Genomic DNA, 19,431 nt, shown 5'->3' on the forward strand with positions numbered 1-19,431 from the left:
AAAAATTTAACATTAACAAAATTAACATCAAAAAGTAATTTATGGATTTATTATTTTATCTCGTACCAATATTTGGTATTATTGCTTTAATCTACACTTTTGTTCAAAGCTCTTGGGTGAGTAAACAAAATGCAGGTAATGTCCGCATGAAAGAAATTGCAGGTTATATTTCAGATGGAGCGATGGCTTTCTTAAAAGCTGAATACAAAGTGATGGCGTACTTCGTAGTCGTTGTTGCAATTTTATTAGCATTAATGGGCGCGTCGAACGCTAACTCTCACTGGAGTATCGGTATTTCATTCGTTTTAGGAGCGATTCTTTCTGCTCTGGCAGGATTTATTGGAATGAAGATCGCGACCAAAGCCAACGTAAGGACAGCCGAAGCCGCAAAAACTTCTTTGTCTAAAGCCTTGAAAGTTTCCTTCACCGGAGGTTCCGTTATGGGAATGGGTGTTGCTGGTTTAGCGGTTTTAGGTTTGGGTGGTTTGTACATCATCATTAAACAAATTTTTGCGCCAGGTGCCGGTGTTGATTCTCACGAAATGGAAAGAACCATCGAGATTTTGACCGGATTCTCTTTAGGTGCTGAATCTATTGCACTTTTCGCCAGAGTTGGTGGTGGTATTTATACCAAAGCAGCCGATGTTGGTGCCGACTTAGTTGGAAAAGTAGAAGCAGGAATTCCTGAAGATGATCCAAGAAACCCAGCAACGATTGCTGATAATGTTGGAGATAACGTAGGAGATGTTGCCGGAATGGGCGCTGATTTATTCGGATCTTATGTTGCAACGGTTTTAGCAACAATGGTATTGGGTAGAGAAACTTTATCTGTAGATGCCTTTGGAGGTTTTGCTCCCATTCTTTTACCTATGTTAATTGCTGGTACAGGAATTATTTATTCAATGATTGGAACTTTATTTGTGAAAATTGGTGAAACAACAAGTTTGGATATTTCTCCTGTACAAAATGCTCTAAACTTAGGAAACTGGGGAAGTATTATTTTGACAGCAATTTCTTCTTATTTCTTAGTTACTTATATAATGCCGGAAACCATGGTGTTAAGAGGACATGAATTTACCAAAATGGGTGTTTTTGGAGCAATCATCGTAGGATTAGTTGTAGGAACCTTAATGAGTATCATCACTGAATATTACACGGCGATGGGCAAAAAACCAGTGAGCAGTATCATCAAACAATCCTCTACAGGTCACGCAACCAACATTATTGGTGGACTTGCAGTTGGGATGGAATCTACGATGTTACCAATTCTAGTTTTAGCAGGTGGTATTTATGGATCTTATTTTTGTGCAGGACTTTACGGTGTTGCAATTGCTGCAGCCGGAATGATGGCAACTACGGCAATGCAGTTAGCGATTGATGCTTTCGGACCGATTGCTGATAATGCGGGTGGAATTGCAGAAATGAGTGAATTACCAAAAGAAGTTCGTGAAAGAACAGATGTTCTTGATGCGGTTGGAAATACTACCGCAGCAACCGGAAAAGGTTTCGCAATTGCGTCTGCTGCTTTAACAGCGCTTGCATTATTTGCTGCCTTCGTAGGAATTGCTGGTATTGACGGTATTGATATTTACAGAGCCGACGTATTAGCGGGTCTATTTGTTGGAGCAATGATTCCGTTTATCTTCTCGTCTTTAGCGATAAGAGCGGTAGGAACAGCAGCCATGGCGATGGTAGAAGAAGTTCGTCGTCAGTTCCGTGAGATTCCTGGAATCTTAGAAGGAAAAGCAATCCCTGAATATGAAAAATGTGTAGCGATCTCTACTGATGCTTCCCTTAAAAAAATGATGCTTCCCGGCGCAATTGCTCTTGTATCCCCTTTATTAATGGGCTTTATTTTCGGGCCAGAAGTATTAGGAGGATTCTTGGCAGGTGCTACCGTTTCTGGAGTGTTAATGGGGATTTTCCAAAACAACGCAGGAGGTGCTTGGGACAATGCTAAAAAATCATTTGAACAAGGAGTTGAAATTAATGGTGAAAAGCATTACAAAGGTTCTGAAGCACATAAAGCATCAGTTACCGGAGATACTGTAGGTGATCCATTTAAAGATACTTCGGGACCTTCGATGAATATTTTAATTAAATTAATGTCGATTATCTCGTTAGTAATCGCACCAACTTTAGCAATTCTTCACAAAGATAAAATCGAAGAAAACAGAAGAGCAAAATTAGAATCATTACAGAGAATGGCAGGCATGACGGCTGGCACCACTTCAGCTGGTGGCGTTCAAGCAATTACTCCTATACAACCTGCAAGAGGAATGCTTAATGAAGAAGGTGATTTCGTGTATGATACTGGTAATATTCAGGAAATTAAATTAGCTAACAAATCAATCGGTGTTGGTGAAAACAGCCAGTTAATGGCGTTGTACAACGGTCTTAAATCAAAAGATCAAAAAGATTTAGAAAGTACAAAATGGTTTACTATTGAAAATCTTCACTTCCAAACTGGAAGCAGCGATTTGAAACCAGGTTCTGAACAGCAGCTGAGCAATTTGGCTGATATATTAAACGCTTTCCCAACTGCTAAAGTGAAATTAGGTGGTTACACCGATAATACCGGAAGCGAAGAAGGCAATATGAAGTTATCGAACTTACGTGCTCAGGCAACTAAGCTTAAACTATTGGAAATGGGAATTGCTTCCGACAGATTAGAAGCTGAAGGTTACGGTTCTCTACATCCAGTTTGTGCCGCAAATGATACTGAAGAGTGTAAAGCACAAAACAGAAGAATTGATGTTCGTATTTTGAACTTTTAAATCGATTTAGTTCTTTTAAAATAGTAAATCCCAACTGAAAAGTTGGGATTTATTTTGTTTAAACATTTGGATTTAAAAAAAAATGGAAGAAGTTTAATATCCGCAAACATTGTCTTTTATCCATCAGCGAAGCGGTCTCTTATCTTTTAGTCTAAATAATTACCAACCCTTTTTCCGAACATAAAAAAATGTGATAACGGTAATTGTTGCCATTAACCCAAGCGTAATATAATAGCCATATTTCAAATTAAGTTCCGGCATAAAGACGAAGTTCATTCCGTATATTCCTGCGATAAAAGTGATTGGGAAAAAGTACATCGAATAGATTGCAAGAACTTTCATCACCTGATTTGCCTTTTGATCGCTCATTGCGAGAAACATTGAAATTAAACTGGCAACCTGCGCATTCAAATGTTCAAAATCCGCAATTACATCTTTATGTTTGTCCTTTAAGTCAGTTACGGCGGTATCGTCAAGTTGAAGTAATTTAAATTTATCAACCCAAACCGCAGAGATATTTAAAATTCTGGTATTCAAACCTGATTTTCTTTTCAATCGGTACAGTCGCCTGATATGATTAGAATGATTAGTGGTTTTAAGGAAAATTTCACTCTCAATCTGATCCATTATTTCCAGCAGATTTTTCGATTCGTCATCGTAAGACTTCATTACTTTTAAGGCTAGATTTAAAGCAATTTGGTCGCGGGTGATTTCCTTATTAATCGGAAGCAGAATTTCTTTTTTAAATTCATAAATGCTTCGGTTTTTCAATCGGTGAATCGTGATGATCACATTATCAATTAAAAAAATACCGAGCTTGGTAGAAATATCGCTGATCGTATTTAAGTTTGACCGTTCCAACTGCGTATTTTCACGCATCAGGAAAAAATTGACGTCTCCATCCTGCTCATATTTTGGTAAGTGATTGGCGTCAATGGTATCATCCAAAAGAAGAGAGTTGATATTGTAGCGTTGGTGTAGAAAAGCCAAATCCTCTTCAGTAGGACTTTCTACATCAATCCATTCGCAATGGTCATTTTTATAAATAATTTCAATAGGCATTTGACAAATTTAAGTTAAAATTAACATTCAAATCTACAAAATTATGACAAACACAATAAAATTTATAGTGTTGATGAAAGCCACGAATTCACGAATTAATTCTTTTATTGACTCTGTTTTTATTCTATAAAAAGTTGCAAATGATATTATTAAAATTATCTAATTAGGGAAACAGAATAATTTCATTTTTAAAATACATTCGTGAATTCGTGGCAAAAAAAGTTTAATATATTTACGCACACACATCACTTCCTATGTGTCAAATAAAATTTATCTTTGTTTAAATTACAAATTACATGCTTAAAAGTTATATCAAAGGAGTAGGCCATTACGTGCCAGAAAATATAGTGACCAACGATGATTTGTCGAAGTTGATGACCACCAATGACGAATGGATTACCGAGAGAACCGGAATCAAAGAACGTCATCACCGAAAGAACAGAAACGATTCTGAAGAAACCACAGCGTATCTCGGTTTCAAAGCGGCAGAATCTGCTTTGAAAATGGCAGGAATGACCGGAAAAGATATCGATTATATTGTTTTTGCAACACTTTCCCCAGATTACTTTTTCCCAGGTTGTGGCGTTTTATTACAGGAAATGTTGGGCTGTGAAACGATCGGTGCATTAGATGTAAGAAACCAATGCTCAGGTTTCGTTTATGCGATGAGTGTTGCCAATGCTTTTATTAAATCAGGTCAGTATAAAAATATTTTAGTCGTCGGTGCAGAAGTTCATTCTTTTGGTTTGGATTTTTCTGATGCCGGACGTGGAGTTTCCGTTATTTTCGGAGATGGTGCAGGTGCGCTAATTTTATCGGCAACTGAAGATGAAAACGCTGGAGATATTCTAGCCACAAATATGCATTCAGAAGGAAAACACGCCGAAGAATTATGTACCAAATTCCCGGGTTCTAAATTCGGTTGGAGCGACAGAATGCGTTTGGAACCAGAAAATGTAACCGATGCTGAAGTTTATCCAGTTATGAATGGAAATTTTGTTTTCAAACATGCGGTTACCAGATTCCCTGAAACAATGATGGAAGCCTTAGACAAAGCCGGAAAGAAACCTGAAGATTTAGATATGTTTATTCCCCATCAAGCGAATTTAAGAATTGCCCAGTTTGTACAAAATCGTTTCGGTTTACCAGATGAAAAAGTCTACAATAATATTCAACGTTTTGGAAATACGACGGCAGCTTCAATTCCTTTAGCTTTAAGTGAAGCCATCGAAAACGGTAAAATTAAAAGAGGAGATTTGGTTCTTCTTTCAGCCTTTGGAAGTGGATTTACTTGGGGATCCGTTTTATTTAATTATTAAAAAATTAGTTCATTAAAATTCTTATGAAGGTTTATTATGAAGATAATCGACAAGAATTTTATTTAAATTTAAAATGCGTCAATCGATGCATTTTTTTTTGCTTCGACTTCATTTTAAGCAAATCTGATTTTTATCATTTCATCATTGAATTATTGAAATTTTAGAGTTGTAACTTTACATAGAATCAAATGGTTAGAAACTAATCTTTTCATAAAAAACACACTATGGCAACTCAATCAAAAAAACAGGAAAAGCATGTTTATTTCTTCGGTGGTGGTAAAGCCGATGGTAATGAATCGATGAAAAATCTATTAGGGGGCAAAGGAGCAAACCTGGCAGAAATGGCCGGTCATCCAGATTTAAAATTACCTGTGCCGCCGGGATTTACCATCACTACAGAAGTTTGTACGTACTATTATCAACATAAAAAAACCTATCCCAAAACTTTAAATTCTCAAATTAAAGACTCCGTCAAACAGATTGAAAAATTGATGGGCAAAAAATTTGGAAATGTTAAAGATCCATTGCTTCTTTCCGTACGTTCTGGTGCCAGACGGTCAATGCCTGGAATGATGGACACTGTTTTAAATATTGGTTTAAATGACGAAACTGTAAAAGGTTTGATTAAAGTAACGGGCGATGAAAGATTTGCTTACGATGCTTATCGTAGACTGGTGATGATGTATGCCGATGTCGTCATTGAGAAAGCAGGCGGATTGGAACCTGCCAAAGGAATCGGTATCCGCCGTATTATGGATGAGAAACTGTCTGAACTTAAAAAAGAAAAAGGCGTAGAACTCGACACTGAAATTGAAGCAAAAGATTTGAAAAAATTAGTCAAAGAGTTTAAAGCTTTAACTAAAAAATATTTAAAACAAGAATTTCCGGAAAATCCTTGGGACCAGTTGATGGGCGGCGTAGGAGCTGTATTCGCTTCCTGGAATGGAAAACGTGCCATTGAATATCGTAAAATTGAAAGAATCCCTGAAGAGTGGGGAACTGCTGTGAATGTTCAGGCAATGGTTTTCGGAAATATGGGCGATAGTTCTTGCACCGGCGTTGCTTTTACGCGAAATCCCGGAAATGGCGATAATCATTTTTACGGTGAATATTTAGTCAATGCTCAAGGTGAAGATGTGGTTGCAGGAATCAGAACTCCGGCTCCGATTAATAATGCTTCTAAAAACGATCACAGTAAAAAGTTAATTACTTTAGAAAAATTAATGCCTGCGCAGTACAAAGAATTAGATGAGTTTCAAAAAAGATTGGAAAGTCACTATAAAGACATGCAGGATATCGAATTTACGATTGAAAAAGGAAAGTTGTATATGCTGCAGTGCAGAGTTGGAAAACGAAATGGTGTTGCCGCTGTGAAAATGGCCACAGACATGTACAAAGAAAAATTGATTACTGCGGATGAAGCAATTATGAGAGTTGGTCCAAATCAACTGGTAGAATTACTATTGCCAATGTTTGATCATATGGAAGAACTTAAAAATAAACCTATTGCAAAAGGGCTTCCTGCAGGTCCGGGCGCCGCAGTTGGAAGATTGGTTTTCGAATCTTCGGATGCTGTTGAATGGGCTTCAAGAGGCGAGAAAGTAATTTTGGTAAGAGAAGAAACCTCACCGGAAGATGTGGACGGAATGCACAAAGCACAGGCAATTATCACTTCAAAAGGAGGGATGACTTCGCACGCTGCTTTGGTTGCCAGAGGTTGGGGAAAATGCTGTATCGTAGGTTGTAGTGAAATCGAAATTAGAGAACATGAAAAGTTGCTGATTACCAAAGAAGGCAAGAAATTTCATGAGGGAGATTGGGTAAGTTTAAATGGAACCAGTGGTTTAATGTATGAAGGCGTTCTTGAATTAATAGCGACCGATCTCAATAAAAACAAATCCTATCGATCCTTAATGAAATTGGTTGATAAGACAAAAGTATTGGGCGTTAGAACTAATGCTGATAATCCTAAAGATGCTTTGCAAGCTGCCTATTTCGGTGCTGAAGGAATTGGATTATTTAGAACCGAACATATGTTCTATGGCGAAGGTAGTGAGAAACCACTTTTCCTGTTGCGAAAAATGATCATGAGCGACACCCTGGAAGAAAGGAAATCGGCTCTTGATGAATTATTCAAGTTTGTAAAAAAAGACATCAAAGCGACTTTAGAAGTAATGGATGGAAAACCTGTAACCATAAGACTTCTGGATCCGCCTTTACACGAATTCGTGCCGCATGATAAAGAAAAGTTAATGGCTTTAAGCAAAGAGTTGGGCGTGAGCATGAGTATCTTGAATAGAAGAATTCTTGCCTTGCATGAAAATAATCCAATGCTTGGTCACCGCGGTGTGCGTCTTGGAGTTTCCTATCCTGAAATTACGGAAATGCAGGTGAGAGCAATTTTAGAAGCTGCAGGTGAATTAATTAAAGATGGAAAACATGCCATGCCTGAAATTATGGTTCCTGTAACCATGGGGAAACATGAACTTCAACATCAGAAAGTTATTGTCGACAGAGTTTATTTAGAAGTATTAAAAAAATTGAAACTTAAAAAAATCGCCTATCTCTACGGAACGATGATTGAAATCCCAAGAGCAGCGTTAAAAGCAGATTCAATGGCGGAAGTTGCAGATTTCTTTAGTTTCGGTACCAATGATTTGACGCAGATGTCATTCGGTTTCTCCAGAGATGATATTGGTGGATTCTTGCCGCAGTATTTAGATTTAAAATTATTACCGGATGATCCATTTGTAACCATTGACCAAAGTGGCGTTGGCGAATTAATTAAAATTGGAGTCGAAAGAGGAAGAAAAACGAAACCACAATTGGAAGTAGGTATTTGCGGTGAACACGGCGGTGACGCAGAATCCGTGAAATTCTGTCACCGACTCGGAATGAATTATGTAAGCTGTTCTCCATATCGTGTTCCGATTGCAAGACTGGCTGCGGCACAGGCAGCAATTGAAGATAAAACAGCCACATTTTAAACAATTATAGTAAATGAAAAAACTGCCTCGAATTCGGGGCAGTTTTGTTTATTTATAAATCGAATTTTTAAGAGAAATGCGTCTTTTGCAAACTTAAATGGATCTATTTAATTTACTTTAAAAATGAAAAAACATTTGTGCCTTTTGTAGTTGAAAAAATAAGTTTATTATTTACTCAAAAACCACAAAATCCGTTCCATCATAACTCGCAAAAACCATCGTAGGATAAGAATCCTGGTGAGCAATATTTCCGTTTTTATCAATAGCAATTGCTCCCGCAAAACCATCGATTTGCTTTAATTCTACAAAAGTTTTTTCTACCGCATCTTGCAAGGTAAAACCATCAGTAACTCTGGTTACAATTTTAGCTGCAGTAGCATTGCTGACAATATCTTCGCCAACTCCGGTACAACTTACGGCACAAAATTCATTTGCGAAATTTCCCGCAACCGTTGCAGAATCAGAAATTCTTCCAACAAGTTCAAAACCTTTTCCACCTGTAGAAGTTGCTGCTGCCAGTCGGCCTTCTTCATCTAAAGCGACACAACCAACTGTTCCTTTTCCACCGTTTTTTAATTTCTCTTCGTATTCCTTTCTTCGTTGTGGAATCTCCGTTGAGAAATCTTCGAAACCATTTTCAGTGGCGTATTTTTTTGCTCCGTTTCCACCGAGAACTCGGTCATCTTCTTTCATTAAAACTTGAGCAACTTCAATCGGGTTTTTTATATTTTCAATATTAATAACTCCAGAAAATTTCTGAGTTGCTCCATTCATTAAAGAAGCACTCATTCTGATTTTTCCGTCGCTTTGAATTTGCGATCCCATTCCGGCATTGTAGAGTAAATCATCTTCCAATTGTTTAATTGCAAAAACTACCGTTTCTTCAGCAGAATGACTTTTTAAAAATTCAAAAGATTTTTTCGCGATTTCTTTTAAAGAATTTTGTTTGGCAATTTTCACTTCGTGACTTTGGTCGCTTTCCGAGAAAAACCCACCGTGGATGATTATTTTCATTTTTAAATGCTAGAGTTTATTTTATTTAGCGTGAGCAGCATGAGTATACTGTGAATTGACAATCGTAAGATCTTTCGCTTTCAAGTCGTAAAAATCGTTTTGAGATAAAACATGCACGATAAGATTGTCAATAGAAATAGGTTGACCCAATTGAATATTTGTAAGGTTGGTATCTTTAATAAAACGGCCGTCGACCAAGATTACAAGCCCAGATCCAATCGCAGTCATGATATCATTATCAATGAAAAGTCCGGTATCTTCACCTAAACCAATTCCTAAAGTTCGAGGATTATTAACAACAGCTTGAAACAATCTTCCAATTCTTCCACGCTGAACAAAATGCGTATCTACGATTACATTTTCGATGAAGCCCAAACCTTGCGTTATCTTAATTTCTCCCTTTAAAAGAGCCTCACTGCTTGAACCCTGATAAATCATATTTTCCGAAGCCGCTGCTGCACCGGCAGAAGTTCCGGCGTAAATGAAATTTTCTTCCTGATATTTTTGAAGAATGATATCGTGAAATCTCGATCCGCCCAGAATTGATGTGAGTCGAAGCTGATCACCACCCGTAAACATAACAACATCTGCGGCATTGGCACGTGCGGTTATTTCGTCGCTGTTCGCTTGCTCACGGTTTTGAATATCTAAAATATTAACATGTTTTGCGCCCAGAAACTCAAAAGCTTTCTTGTATTCAGGTCCCACAATTTGTGGAATTTGTGATGCGGTAGTAATAATCTCAATCACCGAATCTTCTTTCAATTTAGATTCATCGATTATTTTTCTTAGGATACCTCGTTCAAAAAAATTGAGGTTTTTTTCTATATTTTGATCGTAATCAGTTTCAGCGAAACTGCCCTTATTAACGGCTCCACCGATGATCATTAATTTTCCAACTGCTTTCATAGCTTGCAAATTTAAAAAATTATTATTTGTTACTTCCATAATAACCAATCAATTTATTGATATACTTTATTGTTGAATTGAAGTTCTGCTGAAAAAAATGCTTCCGATTTCCATTATTTTTTTCGAATTATAGAGGTTTTCGTTTATCTTTGATATTCAAATAAAAAATTAAGGATATAAAAAGATAGCATTTACCTATGAAAATCGAAAAAATACAAGTTTTACGCGGCCCGAATATTTGGAGTATAAGAAGGAAAAAACTCATTCAGATGCGTTTGAATCTGGAAGAGATGGAGCATTTTCCAACCAATAAGATTGATGGATTCCGTGAAAGATTACAACTGCTGATGCCCTCGCTAATTACGCACCGTTGTTCGGAAGGCGTAGAAGGCGGGTTTTTCTTACGGGTTGAAATGGGAACTTGGATGGGTCATGTTATTGAACATATCGCCTTAGAGATTCAGACTTTGGCCGGAATGGATACTGGCTTCGGCAGAACCAGAGAAACTAAAACTCCGGGTGTTTACAATGTCGTATTCAGTTATCTTGAAGAGAATTCAGGGATTTATGCTGCAGAACAATCTGTCGAAATTGCAAAATGTTTAATTGAAGCCCGCGATTATAGTTTAGAAGATTGTATTCAGAGATTAAAAGAAATCCGAGAGAGAGAAAGATTGGGACCTTCTACCGGAAGTATCGTACAGGAAGCTGTTGCGAGAAATATTCCTTGGATTCGATTGGGTAGAAACTCTTTAGTTCAATTAGGATATGGCGTAAATCAAACAAGATTCCAAGCGACGATTACTGGAAACACAAGTTCGATCGCAGTTGATATTGCCTGTAATAAAGAACTCACCAAAAAAATGCTCGATGAAGCTGCTATTCCTGTTCCAACTGGTGATTTGGTGCATGATGAAGAAGGTTTAGAAAGAGTGGTTGAAAAAATTGGATATCCACTTGTGTTAAAACCTTTAGATGGAAATCACGGAAAAGGTTCTTCGATTAATGTTAACGATCTAGATACTGCAAAAGTAGGATTGGTTCATGCTCAAAAGTATTCCAACAAAGTTATTGTAGAAAGATATATTACCGGATATGATTTCCGTATTCTTGTTATTAATCATAAAATGGTTGCTGCGGCCAGACGTGTTCCTGCTCATATTATTGGAGATGGTGACTTGAATATTCAACAATTGATTGACAAAGAAAATTTAGATCCAAGAAGAGGTTACGGACATGAAAATGTTTTAACAGAAATATTGGTTGATAAAGATACCAATGAACTTTTAGAAAAATTAAATTATACGTTAGAAACCGTTCCGAAAAACGGAGAAATTGTTTATTTAAAATCTACTGCAAATCTTTCAACCGGTGGAACTTCTATTGATGTAACCGATATGGTTCACCCAGAAAATATTGTAATGGCAGAAAGAGTTTCCAGAATTATCGGTTTAGATGTTGCGGGAATCGATATCATGGCAGAAAACCTTACCCAACCTTTAAAGGAAAGTGGAGGTGCTATTTTAGAAGTAAATGCCGCGCCAGGATTTAGAATGCACCTTGCCCCGAGTGAAGGTTTGCCAAGAAACGTTGCTGCTCCAGTAGTCGATATGTTGTATCCACAAGGGAAAGCGGTTCGTATTCCAATTATTGCGGTAACAGGAACTAATGGTAAAACAACAACGACGAGATTGATTTCTCATATTGTTAAAAATAATGGGTATAGAGTAGGATTTACAACTTCAGACGGTATTTATATTCAGAATACGATGTTGACCAAAGGAGATACTACAGGACCTGTTTCGGCAGAATTTATCTTAAAAGATCCTACTGTAGAATTTGCTGTTTTAGAAACTGCAAGAGGAGGAATTCTTCGATCTGGTTTAGGATTCAGTTATTGTGATATCGGCGTTTTAACCAATATTAAAGAAGACCATCTTGGAATTAGTGATATTCATAATTTGAAGGATTTGACCAAAGTAAAAAGAGTCGTAATGGATTCTGTAAAAAAAGATGGTTGGAGTGTTTTGAACGCAGACGATGCTTATTCGATGAGATTAATGCCTGATTTAGATTCTAAAGTAGCCATTTTTAGTTTAGATGAAAATAATCCGCACATTAAGAAATTCGCCAAAGAAGGAAAAGTAACTTGTGTATTTGAAGAAGGTTTTGTCACCATTAAAAAAGGCGACTGGAAAATTCGGATTGCCAAAGTGAAAAGCATTCCGATTACCATGGAAGGAAAAGCCAAGTTCATGATTTCTAATGTTTTGGCGGCGAGTTTAGCCACATATTTATACGGTTTTGAAATCGAAGATATTGCGAATTCACTTCGTACCTTTATTCCAAGTCCGATGTTGATGCCAGGAAGATTGAATATTTTTAAGTTCAAAAAATTCCACGTTCTAATCGATTTCGCACATAATCCAGCAGGATATGAAGCGATTGAAGATTATCTGAGCAATGTAGAAGCCACCAAAAAAATCGGAATTATTTCTGGAGTAGGCGACCGTCGAGACGAGGATATCCGAGAATGTGGTAAGATTGCCGGTAGAATGTTTGATTATATCATCATTAGAAATGAAAAACATTTGAGAGGAAGAACCGAGGAAGAAATCAATGAGCTTCTTATTTCCGGTATTCAGGAAGCGGGTAGAAACGTGAGTTACGAATGTATTCCAAAAGAGATTGAAGCCTTGAAACACGCCATGAGTATGGCAGAAGAAGGTACATTTATTACCGCGTTGAGTGACGTTGTGACAAATGCGATCGAGTTGGTGCAGGAATATCAAAACCGCGAGATTTTGGAAGAAGGAAACATGAATTAACGACATTACAATTATTTTAATATATTTTATTTGGGCAGACATTTCCGTCTTCCGTTCCCGCTTCCGCCGCGGCGGAGAGCTCCACTCAAGCCGGGCTGCAGACTTCGCACTTTTTAAAATTTAGTTATAAATAATAAAAGAATATCATCAACTCTCAAAATCAAAAGTTTTGAGAGTTTTTTTATTTTAGAGAACCATTGACTTTGAAACCGATATGATTTATAAAAGATTTTTGGGATAATTATTTATCGCTTCTATTTTATATTCTCATTTATTTCCCTATTTTTGACCAATGGAAAATTTCGTCGTTTCTGCAAGAAAATACCGTCCGCAAGAGTTTGATACTGTTGTTGGGCAAGGTCATATTACAGAAACTCTGGAACATGCTATCGAAGAAAATCAGTTGGCGCAAGCCTTACTTTTCTGCGGACCGAGAGGAGTTGGTAAAACAACCTGTGCGAGAATTCTTGCGCGGAAAATCAATGAGAGAGACGGTTCAACCTCAGAAGATGGTTTCGCTTACAATATTTTCGAACTCGATGCAGCTTCTAATAACTCTGTTAATGATATTCGGGAACTGACCGATCAAGTGCGATTTGCACCACAAGTTGGGAAGTATAAAATTTATATTATTGACGAGGTTCATATGTTATCTCAAGCGGCTTTTAATGCCTTTTTGAAAACTTTAGAAGAACCACCAGCGCACGCTATTTTTATTTTGGCTACGACCGAAAAGCATAAAATCATTCCTACGATTTTATCACGTTGTCAGATTTATGATTTCAAGAGAATTACCATTGAGGATATTCAAATTCATTTAAAGAAAATCGCCGATAAAGAAGGAATCCAATATGAAGACGACGCTCTTTATTTAATTGCTCAAAAAGCTGATGGAGCACTTCGTGACGCCCTTTCAATTTTTGACCGACTTTCAACTTTTTCACAGAAAAATATCACTTTGGCAAAAGCAGCCGAAGTTTTAAACGTTCTTGATTACGAACAATATCTTTCGATTGTAGATTTAGCGCATGAGAATAAAATCTCCGAAACTTTATTTGCTTTGAATGAAATTATTAAAAAAGGATTTGATCCGCATATTTTTATTGCAGGTTTAGGAAGTCATTTCCGTGATTTAATGATGGCGCAAAATGCTCAGACGGTAAGTTTAATCGAAGTTGGTGAAAAAACAAAAATCAAGTTTTTAGAACAAAGTAAAAAATGGAACGCTCAACAATTAGTTGATGCGGTAGAAATTTGCAATCATGCAGACATTAATTATAAGAATTCTAAAAATCCTCGATTAACCGTAGAAATTGCGTTGATGCAACTTTCTTCCCTATCTACAAACTCGGCAGATTCTAAAAAAAAAAATATCTGATTTTAGCACCGTTTCTTAGTTCTAAGGTAATGGTAACTCCCGCAGTTACTAAAGAAATACCGAAAGAAGTCCCAAAAGAAATTCACGAGGAAATCAAAAAAGTTATTCTGAAAGCCAATGTTCCAATTGGTTTACCCAAAAAAACTTCTCAATTTAGCATTAGTGCAGCTTTAGAAAAATCCGAGGAAGAACCGGAAATTATAATCGACTCTGCTAAAAAGGAAAAGTTACCAAGCAGTCATTTCAGCGAAACTGATTTAAAAAACGAGTGGCAGAAATTCTTACAGGAACTTCAGCAGAAAGATATTCTTATTTATAATGCCATCAATTCTTTTAAACTGCATAAAAAAAATGAAAATATTGTAGAAGTTACGTATCCATCAGAATCAGCGAAAGTAGAGTTTGATAAGATAAGAACAGAATTCTTCAATCATTTTATGCACATCGTCAACAACTATAATATCACTATAGAATATCGCGCAGATATATCAATGAAAAAAGAAATCATTACCAAACGAAAGATTTTTGATAAATTTGCCGAGATAAATCCGGTCCTAAAAGAATTAGACGATCTTTTTAAATTGGATTTCAATTAAAAATAATACTTCTCAATCTTTAATATGAATTTACAGAGCTTAGAAAATAATTGGATTAAGGAATTTTCCAAACCATTAATTATTGCCGGACCTTGCAGTGCAGAAAGTGAAGCACAGATGCTGGAGACGGCTAGAAGAATCAAAGAATCAAATGCTGACGTTCCAATTTTCCGTGCGGGAATCTGGAAACCGAGAACAAAACCTAACGGATTTGAAGGAGTAGGAGTGATTGGTCTAAACTGGTTGAAAAAAGTTAAAGAAGAGTACGGATTTAAAACAGCCACAGAAGTTGCAAATGCGCATCACGTTGCTGCCGCTTTAGAAGCAGACGTTGATATCTTATGGATTGGCGCTCGTTCTACAGTGAACCCTTTCACCGTTCAAGAAATTGCAGAAGCCTTAAAAGGAACTGATAAACCAGTTTTGGTGAAAAATCCAGTAAATCCAGATTTGGCTTTGTGGATTGGTGCTTTAGAAAGACTTTTAGGTCAGGATGTTAAAAACTTGGGTGTTCTTCACCGTGGTTTTTCAACTTACCAAAAAACAAAATATAGAAACGTTCCGAACTGGCAGATTGCTTTAGATTTTAAAAATCAATTTCCAAATATTCCAATGTTGGTAGATCCATCACATATTTGTGGGAACAGAACTGGATTGGCAGGAATTGCGCAGGAAGCATTGAATGTTGGCTACGAAGGAATGATGATTGAAACACATTGCAATCCAGACGAAGCTTGGAGCGACGCTGCACAACAAATTACACCTGAGACTTTGGCAGAACTACTGCAAAATTTAAAAGTTAGAAATTCTGATATTTCTGCTTTTGATGGAGAAATGGGACGTCACAGAACTTTAATTTCTGATTTAGATTTTCAGTTAATTGAATTATTATCTCAAAGAATGAAGGTTTCTGAGAAAATCGGAAGCTTGAAAAAAGACAATAATATCGCAATTTTCCAACCTGAAAGATGGAAAGTGATTACTGAATATGCGATTCAAAAAGCAGACGAATCTGGAATGTCAGCTGAATTTATTGAAAAAGTGTTCAAGGCGATTCATGAGGAATCGATTGAAGTTCAGAATAGTATTTAATTTATGTGTAAACTTAATTTCCCTCAACAATAATTCGTGAAAGGACTCATTACAAAATCCACCGGAAGTTGGTACCAGGTTTTAGAATATGAAACCGGAAAATTTTTCGAGGCTAGAATTCGAGGTAAATTTAAACTGATAAAAACCCGCTTAACCAATCCACTTGCTGTAGGCGATTTGGTAGAGTTTTCATTGGAACAGGATGATGTTGCGTGGATTACTAAAATTGAACCACGCAAAAATTATCTGATTCGAAAAGCAGTTAATCTTTCCAAGGAAGCACACATCATTGCTTCAAATATTGATATTGCCTGTTTTATTTTCACGCTTAAACATCCGGAAACGTCTTTCGGTTTTCTAGATCGATTTTTGGCGTGTTGTGAAGCTTATAATATTAAACCATTAATTTTATTTAATAAAATGGATGTGCTTTCTGATGAAGAAAAAGAAATTTCGAAGGAAATTGAAGGACTTTATCAACATATCGGCTATGAAACTTTAGAAATTTCTTCTTATTCAAATTTGAATTTAGAAGTATTAAAAAATATTATTAAAGATAAAGTTTCGGTATTTTTTGGACATTCAGGAAGTGGAAAATCGACATTAGTGAATGCCATGCAACCTGGAGTCAATATTAAAACATCAGCAATTTCTGAAACCCATTTAAAAGGAAAACACACCACAACTTTTGCCCAAATGCATTTTTGGAAATTTGGCGGAAGTGTCATCGATACGCCTGGTGTAAGAGAGTTTGCAATGATTGATGTTGAAAAAGAAGAGATTCAACATTACTTTCCGGAGATTTTTAAAACAGGTAGAAAGTGTAAATTTCACAATTGTATGCACATCAATGAACCGAAATGTGCGGTGCTGGAAGCCATCGAAATGGGCGAAATAGAGGAGTCGCGTTACATGACTTATTTGAAGATTATGGAAGAGGCAGAAGAGAATTCTGCACTATAAAAAAACCCAGCCGAGGCTGGGTAAAAACTAATAACCATGAAAACTCAAATTAAACATGAGAATCGGAAATAAATTTACAATTTCCGTGCCAAATTAAATTGGCTATCCTCTGTAAGAATTTTCATTACAAATATAGAAAAGTTTTTCGTATTTTCGCACCACAATAAAACAAGATTTATGTCAGGTAAAATTACATTCACCATGATCAAGCCGGATGCTGTTGCAGACGGACATATTGGTGCTATTTTAGGAAAGATTTCAGAAGCTGGTTATAAAGTGAAAGCTTTAAAATTAACTCAACTTACGAATGCAGATGCGAAAAAATTCTATGAAGTTCACGCAGAGAGACCTTTCTACGGAGAATTAGTTGACTTTATGAGTTCAGGACCAATCGTTGCAGCAGTTTTGGAAAAAGACAATGCAGTTGAAGATTTCAGAACTTTAATCGGTGCTACTAATCCTGCAGATGCTGCAGAAGGAACGATTAGAAAAATGTTTGCAAGAAGCGTAGGAGAGAATGCAGTACATGGTTCAGATTCAGATGAAAATGCTTTGATTGAAGCAAGTTTCCACTTCTCAGGAAGAGAGATTTTCTAGAAAATTATAAATATCTGAAGTCAATTTTTTGATGGAGGATTTTAAAAGTAAAACCCTTTTAGTTTAATTACTAAAAGGGTTTTCTATTTCTATAAATAATTCTAAAGTTCTATAACTTCAGTAATTCAATCGTTCTTGCTGGATTTTCTGATGAGAATACCGCATTCCCGGCAACCAGTACATCTGCACCGGCTTCAAAAAGTTTAGCCGCATTATCTAAATTGACGCCGCCATCAATTTGAATTAAAGCCGTAGAATTATTCGATAAAATTAAATCTTTGGTTTCCGCGATTTTCTTGTAGGTATTATCAATGAATTTTTGTCCACCAAAACCTGGATTTACGCTCATTATTAAAACTAGATCTACATCTGCAATAATATCTTCCAGCATTAAAACTGGTGTGGAAGGATTTAAAACCACTCCAGCTTTTGCGCCTTTTTCTTGAATAAGATTGATCGTTCTGTTGAGATGTACACACGCTTCATAATGTACGGAGATCAAATCTGCACCATATTTAATAAACTCCTCCACATATTTTTCGGGCTCTACAATCATCAAATGCACGTCGATAAATTTCTTCGCATGTTGCTGCACCGTTTTCATGATCGGAAATCCAAACGAAATATTAGGGACAAATCTTCCGTCCATAACATCTACGTGCAACCAATCTGCTTGCGATTGATTCAGCATTTCAATATCTCTTTGCAAATTTCCAAAATCTGCAGAAAGAAGTGAAGGTGAGATTAATTTTGTTTTCATTTTTACTTTTTTACAATTTATTTTTACGCTTTCTTTTGACGTTGAAATTAATGATATTTTAAATTCATGGTTGGCTCAATTTTCAATAATGTTTCATAAATCAATTGAATCACATTGGCTACGTCTTCCTGTGAAACCATTTCAACCGTTGTGTGCATGTAACGTAATGGTAATGAGATTAATGCAGAAGGAACTCCGCCGTTGGAATGGGCAAATGCATCGGTATCAGTTCCGGTCGCTCTGCTTGCTGCAGCTCTTTGAAAAGGGATTTTATTTGTTTTAGCCGTATCTACAATTAACTGTCGAATGTTGTGATGAACGCTCGGTGCAAAGTAAATTACAGGACCATCACCACATTTCAAATCTCCTTCTTTTTTCTTTTCAATCATTGGAGTAGAAGTGTCGTGCGTAACGTCGGTAATAATTGCAATGTTTGGTTTAATGGTATCTGCGATCATATTCGCACCATATAAACCAACTTCTTCCTGTACAGAATTGGTGATGTATAATCCGAAAGGAAGTTTCTTTTTATTCTTCATTAATAATCTTGCAACTTCAGCAATCATAAATCCTCCGACTCTGTTATCCAAAGCACGTGACACAAAATATTTATTATTTAATTGAAAGAATTCATCAGGATAAGTAATCATGGTTCCAACAAAGATTCCTAAATCTTCAACTTCTTTTTTAGTAGAAGCGCCACAATCGATGAAGATATTGTCTAATTTCGGAACAGGTTCGTCTGAATTGATTCCTCTGGTATGAATTGCTGGCCAACCGAACACTCCTTTAACCACGCCTTTTTCACCATGAAGATGAACAACTTTTGAAGGCGCAATCATTTGATCAGAACCACCATTTCTAATGACGTAAATAAGACCATCATCAGTAATGTAATTCACATACCAGGAAATTTCGTCAGCATGTGCTTCTATGACCACTTTAAACTCTGCCTCAGGATTGATAATTCCGTAGCAGGTGCCATAATGATCAACTTCTATTGTGTCAACGTAAGGTTTTAAATAGTCCATCCAAACTTTTTGACCGTTATGTTCATAACCAGTTGGAGATGCGGTGTTTAGATATTTTTCTAAAAATTCTAATGATTTGTTTTCAAATTTCATGAGAAAGGAATGAATTTTGTTAGGT

The 19,431-nt window shown here is 36.5% G+C and carries 14 protein-coding genes; 9 read left to right on the top strand and 5 right to left on the bottom strand.

Features of this window, described 5'->3' with window-relative positions; all coding sequences use genetic code 11:
• Positions 1 to 41: 41 nt before the first annotated feature.
• A complete protein-coding gene (locus Q73A0000_RS02980) occupies positions 42 to 2,777 on the top strand; it encodes a sodium-translocating pyrophosphatase (RefSeq protein WP_193812607.1) in 2,736 nt (911 codons plus the stop codon).
• A 159-nt stretch (positions 2,778 to 2,936) separates the two neighbouring features.
• On the opposite strand, the gene Q73A0000_RS02985 is transcribed toward Q73A0000_RS02980, so the two are convergent.
• Positions 2,937 to 3,839 carry a CorA family divalent cation transporter gene (locus Q73A0000_RS02985; RefSeq protein WP_193812608.1) on the bottom strand — a complete coding sequence of 301 codons (903 nt, stop codon included), beginning with the start codon at positions 3,837 to 3,839 and terminating at the stop codon, positions 2,937 to 2,939.
• Between the two features lie 296 nt (positions 3,840 to 4,135).
• Between Q73A0000_RS02985 and Q73A0000_RS02990 the strand changes: the two genes are divergently transcribed.
• Positions 4,136 to 5,158 (top strand): 3-oxoacyl-ACP synthase III family protein, encoded by a 1,023-nt coding sequence (locus tag Q73A0000_RS02990; RefSeq protein WP_193812609.1) that lies wholly within the window; start codon positions 4,136 to 4,138, stop codon positions 5,156 to 5,158.
• Positions 5,159 to 5,382: 224 nt separating this feature from the next.
• Positions 5,383 to 8,145, top strand: coding sequence for a pyruvate, phosphate dikinase (gene ppdK / locus Q73A0000_RS02995; RefSeq protein ID WP_193812610.1), 2,763 nt, complete (start codon positions 5,383 to 5,385; stop codon positions 8,143 to 8,145).
• Positions 8,146 to 8,316: 171 nt separating this feature from the next.
• On the opposite strand, the gene Q73A0000_RS03000 is transcribed toward ppdK, so the two are convergent.
• The gene (locus Q73A0000_RS03000; protein WP_193812611.1) at positions 8,317 to 9,159 is read right to left on the bottom strand and encodes an isoaspartyl peptidase/L-asparaginase; all 843 of its coding nucleotides are present in this window, start codon (positions 9,157 to 9,159) and stop codon (positions 8,317 to 8,319) included.
• Positions 9,160 to 9,180: 21 nt separating this feature from the next.
• Positions 9,181 to 10,068: a cyanophycinase gene (locus Q73A0000_RS03005; protein ID WP_193812612.1), complete on the bottom strand. Its 888-nt coding sequence runs from the start codon at positions 10,066 to 10,068 to the stop codon at positions 9,181 to 9,183.
• Positions 10,069 to 10,265: 197 nt separating this feature from the next.
• Here Q73A0000_RS03005 and cphA point away from each other — a divergent pair, with 197 nt between their 5' ends.
• The 6 genes from cphA (at position 10,266) to Q73A0000_RS03035 (ending at position 17,522) form a co-directional block, all read left to right on the top strand.
• A complete protein-coding gene (gene cphA, locus Q73A0000_RS03010) occupies positions 10,266 to 12,896 on the top strand; it encodes a cyanophycin synthetase (RefSeq protein WP_193812613.1) in 2,631 nt (876 codons plus the stop codon).
• 292 nt (positions 12,897 to 13,188) lie between these two features.
• The gene (gene dnaX / locus Q73A0000_RS03015; RefSeq protein ID WP_193812614.1) at positions 13,189 to 14,274 is read left to right on the top strand and encodes a DNA polymerase III subunit gamma/tau; all 1,086 of its coding nucleotides are present in this window, start codon (positions 13,189 to 13,191) and stop codon (positions 14,272 to 14,274) included.
• A gap of 29 nt (positions 14,275 to 14,303) precedes the next feature.
• Positions 14,304 to 14,870 carry a hypothetical protein gene (locus tag Q73A0000_RS03020; protein ID WP_244140790.1) on the top strand — a complete coding sequence of 189 codons (567 nt, stop codon included), beginning with the start codon at positions 14,304 to 14,306 and terminating at the stop codon, positions 14,868 to 14,870.
• A gap of 24 nt (positions 14,871 to 14,894) precedes the next feature.
• A complete protein-coding gene (locus Q73A0000_RS03025; RefSeq protein ID WP_193812615.1) occupies positions 14,895 to 15,962 on the top strand; it encodes a chorismate mutase in 1,068 nt (355 codons plus the stop codon).
• Positions 15,963 to 15,998: 36 nt separating this feature from the next.
• A complete protein-coding gene (gene rsgA, locus Q73A0000_RS03030; protein ID WP_193812616.1) occupies positions 15,999 to 16,925 on the top strand; it encodes a ribosome small subunit-dependent GTPase A in 927 nt (308 codons plus the stop codon).
• A 177-nt stretch (positions 16,926 to 17,102) separates the two neighbouring features.
• The gene (locus Q73A0000_RS03035) at positions 17,103 to 17,522 is read left to right on the top strand and encodes a nucleoside-diphosphate kinase (RefSeq protein WP_193812617.1); all 420 of its coding nucleotides are present in this window, start codon (positions 17,103 to 17,105) and stop codon (positions 17,520 to 17,522) included.
• Positions 17,523 to 17,631: 109 nt separating this feature from the next.
• Here the strand turns inward: Q73A0000_RS03035 and rpe are convergent, their stop codons facing one another.
• Together rpe and Q73A0000_RS03045 are read right to left on the bottom strand one after the other, a co-directional pair.
• Entirely contained in the window at positions 17,632 to 18,282 is a 651-nt protein-coding gene (rpe, locus tag Q73A0000_RS03040) for a ribulose-phosphate 3-epimerase (protein WP_193812618.1), read from the bottom strand.
• 47 nt (positions 18,283 to 18,329) lie between these two features.
• Positions 18,330 to 19,406, bottom strand: coding sequence for a M42 family metallopeptidase (locus Q73A0000_RS03045; RefSeq protein WP_193812619.1), 1,077 nt, complete (start codon positions 19,404 to 19,406; stop codon positions 18,330 to 18,332).
• Positions 19,407 to 19,431 lie beyond the last annotated feature (25 nt).

It is taken from the genome of Kaistella flava (ex Peng et al. 2021) (genome assembly GCF_015191005.1).
Classification (GTDB): domain Bacteria; phylum Bacteroidota; class Bacteroidia; order Flavobacteriales; family Weeksellaceae; genus Kaistella; species Kaistella flava.